This is a genomic window from Streptomyces sp. NPDC057654, from assembly GCF_042800135.1.
In the GTDB taxonomy this organism is placed as follows: domain Bacteria; phylum Actinomycetota; class Actinomycetes; order Streptomycetales; family Streptomycetaceae; genus Streptomyces.
On the sequence record NZ_JBHVHQ010000537.1, the window covers coordinates 1 to 5,922 of the forward strand.

1 protein-coding gene is annotated in these 5,922 nt (G+C 74.4%); it reads right to left on the reverse strand.

Annotated elements, in window-relative coordinates:
- Window positions 1-5,922 (reverse strand): SDR family NAD(P)-dependent oxidoreductase (locus ACFU99_RS29995; protein ID WP_384397966.1); only part of this gene is annotated, 5,922 nt, incomplete at both ends.

The following is a 5,922-nucleotide window of genomic DNA, read 5'->3' on the forward strand; positions in this document are numbered from 1 at the left end:
AGCTCGTGCAGGGCGAACGCCGCATCCACCTTGGGCCGCAGTACATCGGTAAGTTGACGGTCGGTCAGGTTGGCGGACAGCGCGTCGTCGAGGATTCCGGCGGCGTGGACGACCCCCGTCAGCGGGTGCGCCTCGGGGACCTCCGCGAGCAGCGCGGCGAGCGCTTCGCGGTCGGCGGCGTCGCAGGCGACGGCCCGCGCGTCGGCCCCCAGCCCGGTCAGCTCCTCCAGCAGTTCGGTCACCCCGTCGGCGGACGGGCCCCGGCGGCCGGCCAGCAGCAGACGGCGCGCGCCGTGCTCGGTGACCAGGTGCCGGGCCAGGAGGCGGCCCAGGGTGCCGGTGCCGCCGGTGATCAGTACGGTGCCGTCCGGGTCCAGCGGCGCGGGCAGCGTCAGTACGTTCTTGCCGACGCCGCTCGCCTGGCTGAGGAACCGTACGGCCTCGGGAACGCGCCGCACGTCCCAGCCCCGGACCGGCAGCGGGGCCAGCGCCCCCCGCTCGAAGAGGCCGAGGACTTCCGCGAGCATCTCGCCGATGCGCTGCGGCCCCGCCTCCATCAGGTCGAAGGCGCGGTACTGCACGCCGGGGTGGCGCGCGGCGACCTCGCCGGCGTCGCGGATGTCCGTCTTCCCCATCTCCACGAACCGCCCGCCGCGCGGCAGCAGCCGCAGCGACGCGTCCACGAACTCCCTTGCCAGGCTGTCGAGTACGAGGTCCACGCCCCGCCCACTGGTGGCCGCGAGGAACCGGTCGGCGAACTCGACGGTCCTGGACGACGCGATGTGCTCGTCGTCCAGCCCGTCGGCCCGCAGGACGTCCCACTTGCCGGGACTGGCCGTGCCGAACACCGTCGCCCCGGCGTGCCGGGCGAGCTGCGCCGCCGCCATGCCGACGCCTCCGGCGGCGGCGTGGATCAGCACGGACTCGCCGGACTGGAGGCCGCCGAGGTCGAACAGTCCGTAGTAGGCGGTGAGGTAGACGACGGGTACGGACGCGGCGCGGGCGAAGGACCAGCCCGCCGGAATCCGGGCGACGGCCCGCCGGTCGGCGACGGCCACGGGCCCGAAGGAACCGCCGAAGATCCCCATGACGCGGTCGCCGGGGGCCAGGTCGTCCACTCCGGGGCCGATCTCCAGGACGGTGCCCGCGCCCTCGCTGCCCAGTGTCTGCTGGTCCGGGTCGAGCCCGAGGGTGACCACGACATCGTGGAAGTTCAGCCCGGCGGCGCGCACCGCGATACGGACCTCGCCGTCACCCAGCGGGGCCACGGCCTCGGGGGCCGGGACGGGCGCGAGGTCTTCCAGCGTGCCGGTGCCCGCGGTGCCGATCCGCCAGGCGGGCTCGCCCGGCGGGGGGTTCAGCACCCCGTCGGCACGGTCGGCCCGACCCAGCTGAGGGAGCATCAGCTCACCCCCTCGTACGGCGATTTGCGGCTCACCGCCGGCCAGGGCGGCAAGAAGCGCGGGGTCGTCCGGCCCCGTGACCGGCCGGTCGAAGTCGATCAGCGCGAAGCGGTCCGGGTGCTCGGTCTGCACGGTGCGCAGCAGGCCCCACAGGGCCGCCTGCGCGAGGTCGACGGGCCGGTCGCCGCCGCCGGTCCGCACGGCGGACCTGGTGAGCAGCGCCAGTCGCGCCTCGGCCAGCCGCTCGTCGGCCAGCCAGCTCCGTACCAGCTCCAGGCACTCACGGGCGGCGGCGTGCACCTGGTCGGCCGGGTCGGCGAGGTCGGCGGTCGGGCAGGACGCGACGACGAGCCCGGGGAGCGGGGCTCCCGCGTCGAGGGCGGCGCGCAGGGCGTCGACGTCCGGCCAGGACGTGACGCCGGGGACGGCGTCGCCCAGGGCGGCCCAGTCGAGGGGCGGGGGCGCGGCTTCGGAGCCTGCCGCCGACGCCCAGTCGAGGTGGAACAGCAAGTCCCTGGCAGCGCTCGCGGCCGTCGGCAGCGCGTCCGCCGTCAGGGGCCGGAGCGCCAACTGTCCTACGGTCAGAACCTCTTGACCCGTCAGGTCATAGACCGTGAGGCCGATGCCGTCAGGACCGTCGCTGGTGAGGCGGACCCTGAGCGCGGTGGGACCGGGGATGTGGCTGGTCACGGAGGTCCAGCTGAACGGTAGCCGGGCCCGGCCGTCCTGGCCGGGCAGCAGCGCCGCCGTCTGGAGGGCCGCGTCCAGCAGGGCCGGGTGCACGGCGCAGGCCGCGGCGTCGGCCTGCTGCCGCGCGTCGAGGACGACCTCGGCCAGGATCTCGCCGTCCCGCGACCAGGCGGCGCGGATACCGCGGAAGGCGGGCCCGTAGCCGTAGCCCGCGTCGGCGAAGCGGTCGTAGAGGCCGTCCACGGGGAGGGGCTCGGCGTCGGCCGGGGGCCACATGAGGAGGCCGGGGCCGCTGGGCGCGGCTGACGGGGCCGGGGCGAGGGTGCCGGTGGCGTACGGGGCCCAAGGCTGGTCCTCGTCCCGGCGCGGCCGGGCGAACACGCTCAGCGCCCGGCGCCCGTCGTCGCCTGCCTCCGCCACCCGCACCTGGAGCAGGACCGCGCCCTCTTCGGGGAGCGCGAGGGGCGCCTGAAGGGTCAGCTCCTCGACCACGGGGCAGCCTGCCTCGGCGGCGGCGCGGAGGGCGAGTTCCAGCAGCGCCGTGCCGGGGAGCAGGGCGGTGCCGGAGACCCGGTGGTCGGCGAGCCAGGGGTGGGTGCGCAGCGACAGCCGGCCGCTGAGCACCAGTTCCCCGGAGTCGGCGGCCTCCAGCGCCGCCCCCAGCAGCGGATGCCCGGTGGCGCCGAGCCCGGCGGACGCGACGTCCCAGCTCGTGGTCGGCACGTCGAGCCAGAAGCGTTCGCGCTGGAAGGCGTAGGTGGGCAGGTCCACGCGGCGCGCGCCGGGGTACGTGCCGGAGAAGTCCACCGGCAGCCCGCTCGCCCACGCCTGCCCGAGCGACGACAGCAGACGGTCCCGGCCGCCGTCGTCGCGGCGCAGCGTCCCGAGCACCACCGCCTCGACCCCGGCGGCCTCCGCCGACTCCTGCACCCCCACCGCCAGCACCGGGTGCGCGCTCGGCTCGACAAAGAACCGGAAGCCCTCCGCCAACAGCGCCCGCGTCGCCTCCTCGAAACGCACCGTCTGCCGCAAATTCCGGTACCAATAACCGGCGTCCAGCGTGGCGGGGTCGGCCCATGCCGCATCGACGGTCGAGAAGAACGGCACCTCGCCGGGCAGAGGCGCGACGGGGGCCAGCTCCTTGGCCAGCCGCTCCTGGATCTCCTCTACGTGCGCGGAGTGCGAGGCGTAGTCCACGGGTACGCGCCGGGCCCGCACGCCCCGGGTCTCGGCCCGCTCCAGCAGTTCGTCCAGCGCGTTCGCGTCACCCGACACCACGGTGGAGGCGGGGCCGTTGACGGCGGCTACGGACAGCTGACCGTCCTCCCAGTCGCTCAGCCACTCCCCCACCTCAGCGGCGGGCAACGCCACGGACACCATCCCGCCCCGCCCCGACAAGGCACGCAACGCCTTGCTCCGCAACGCCACCACCCGCGCCGCATCATCGAGTGACAGCGCCCCGGCGACGCAGGCGGCAGCGATCTCACCCTGCGAATGACCGACAACGGCGGCCGGCTCCACACCGTACGAACGCCACACCGCTGCCAGCGACACCATCACCGCGAACAAGGCCGGCTGCACCACGTCAACCCGCTCCAATGACGGAGCGCCAAGCCGTGCCCGTAGAACATCCTCCAACGACCAGTCGACAAACGGAGCGAGAGCCCGCCCACACTCCGCAACCGTCGAGGCGAACACCGTTTCTGTGTCGAGCAGTTGAGCAGCCATCCCCACCCACTGCGAACCCTGTCCGGGGAAGACGAACACCGCGCGGCCCGCCCCGGAGGCGGAGCCTGTCGCCACGTTGCCCGCAGGGGCGCCTTGCGCCAGGGCGGCCAGACCTTCGGTCAGGTCGTCCCGTGTGCCAACGACCACCGCGCGGTGCCCGTGCGCGGCGCGCGTCGCGGCGAGTGAGTGTCCGATGTCGAGCGGGCTGCCGCCGCCGGGGCCATCGGCTTCATTCCTCAGTGCGGCGAGCAGCGCCGCCGCCTGGGCGCGCAGGGCCTCCGGACTCCGCGCCGACAGCGGCCAGGGCACCGGGCCGACTGCGGAGTCTTCGCCGGAAGGCACCACAGGTGCGGGCCGGGGTGCCTCTTCCAGCACGACGTGGGCGTTGGTGCCGCTCACTCCGAACGACGACACTCCCGCGCGGCGCGGGCGGCCCGCGGGCTCCTCCCAGGGGAGGGATTCGGTCAGCAGCTCCACCGCGCCCGCCGACCAGTCCACCTCCGGCGTCGGGCCGTCAACGTGAAGCGTCTTCGGCATCACCGCGTGACGCATCGCCAGCACCGTCTTGATCACGCCGCCCACACCGGCGGCGGCCGAGGCGTGCCCGATGTTGGATTTCAACGAGCCGATGCGCAACGGGCTACCGTCGGGCCGCTCCTGACCGTACGTCGCCAGCAGCGCCTGCGCCTCGATCGGGTCGCCGAGCCGGGTCCCCGTGCCGTGCGCCTCCACCAGATCGACATCGGACGCGCGCAGCCCGGAGTCCGCCAGCGCCGCGCGGATCACGCGCTGCTGTGACGGTCCGTTGGGAGCCGTCAGGCCATTGCTCGCACCGTCCTGGTTGACCGCGCTGCCCCGGACCACCGCCAGCACCGGGTGGCCGAGCCGCCGTGCGTCCGACAGCCGTTCCAGCAGCAGCATTCCCACGCCTTCGCCGAATCCGGTGCCGTCGGCGGCGGCGGCGAAGGGCTTGCAGCGGCCGTCCGGGGCGAGGCCGCCTTGCCGGCTGAACTCGACGAAGAGTTCGGGGCTGCACATCACGTTGACGCCGCCTGCCAGCGCCATGGAGCATTCGCCGGATCGCAGGGCGCGGGCCGCGAGGTGCAGTGTGACCAGCGACGAGGAGCAGGCAGTGTCGACGGTGACGGCGGGGCCTTCGAGTCCGAAGACGTAGGCGAGGCGGCCGGAGACGATGCTGCCGGAGTTCCCTGTGCCGAGAAAACCTTCGACGTCGTCGGGGATGTAGGGGAGCAGCCGCGCCGCGTAGTCCTGCTGCATCAGGCCGACGAAGACGCCGGCCGGGGCGCCGCGCAGCGACGCGGGGTCGATGCCCGCCCGTTCGAAGACTTCCCAGCCGGTCTCCAGCAGCAGCCGCTGCTGCGGGTCCATGGCCAGGGCCTCGCGTGGGGAGATCCCGAAGAACTCGGCGTCGAACTCGGCCGCGTCGTAGAGGAAGCCGCCCTGCCGTGTGATGGACGTGCCCGTACGGTCCGGGTCGGGGTCGTACAGCTCGTCGAGCGGCCAGCCCCGGTCGGCCGGGAACTCCGAGATGCCGTCCTCCCCTGCGGCGACGAGCCGCCACAGGTCCTCGGGCGAGCGTACGCCGCCGGGGAACCGGCAGGCCATGGAGACGATCGCGATCGGATCATCGTCCACTGCCGTCTTGGCCACCGGGGTTGCTTTGACAGTGGCTTGAGTCTCCGTCAGTTCGGAGAGCAGATGGCGCGCCAGCACCTCGGGGGTGGGGTGGTCGAACACCAGGCTCGCGGGGAGCCGCAGGCCCGTCACCGCGTTGAGCCGGTTGCGCAGTTCCACGGAGGCCAGGGAGTCGAAGCCGAGTTCGCGGAAGGCCCGGCCCGCGTCGAGCGCGTCGGGCGACGGGTGGCCGAGGACGGCGGCGGCCTGGGTACGGACCTGGTCGAGCAGCAGGCGCGTCCGCCCCGCCGCGTCGAGGGCGGCGAGCCGCTGCTGGAAGGCGCTGCCGTCGGCCGCCTCGCCGCCGGACGCCACGGCCCGCCGGGGCCGTACGGGCACCAGGCGCCGCAGCAGCGGCGGCAGCTCCTCGGTCGCCGCCCTGGCCCGTACGGCGGCGGTGTCGAGC